The 606-nt window shown below is 37.0% G+C and carries 1 protein-coding gene; it reads right to left on the bottom strand.

Translation table 11 applies throughout. The annotated features are described in order from the left end of the window. On the bottom strand, positions 1 to 606 hold a 606-nt coding region (locus tag WG67_RS08385), incomplete at both ends, for a magnesium chelatase domain-containing protein (RefSeq protein ID WP_458695005.1).

The following is a 606-nucleotide window of genomic DNA, read 5'->3' as shown; positions in this document are numbered from 1 at the left end:
TTTTTGCAACAACTTGGCCTTTAATATCCTTCATATCGGGAACCAATCTTTTTTCTTTGGGTGCATCACTATATTTAAAAATTACTGGCTGAATTAATTGCTCACCCTTAAAGTGTCTGATAATATCAGTTAATTTCTCTATAGCTAGAATTGAAACATTCTTTACCCATGAAGCCTCTACTCCATTTCCCCTTGGGCAAATTACTCCTTTATTTGCCTGTTTTGCATTGATCGCTGTTGGTAGCACTCCTGAAACTGGAATAACTCTGCCATCAAGGGCAAGCTCACCCATAATGATATAAGACTGAACTTTTTCAACTGGTATCACATTCATTACAACAAGTAGTCCAATAGCAATAGCCAAGTCATAATGACTACCTTCTTTCAGTAAATCCGCAGGGGAGAGATTAACTGTAATTCTTTTTGGAGGTAGTAGTAGATTGATTGAATTTAACGCTGCTCTGATGCGTTCTTTGGATTCCGCAACAGTTTTATCTGGCAATCCAACAATATTAAAAGCTGGAATACCATTTGCCATATGAATTTGTGCATTGACATTTACTGTGCTAATTCCCTGAAGCGCAACGGTATTTATATTTGCAATCA

Source organism: Wolbachia endosymbiont of Drosophila incompta, from assembly GCF_001758565.1.
GTDB lineage: Bacteria > Pseudomonadota > Alphaproteobacteria > Rickettsiales > Anaplasmataceae > Wolbachia > Wolbachia pipientis.
The sequence above is the reverse complement of the archived record's forward strand: the minus strand, read 5'-3'. Positions and strand labels throughout refer to the sequence as shown.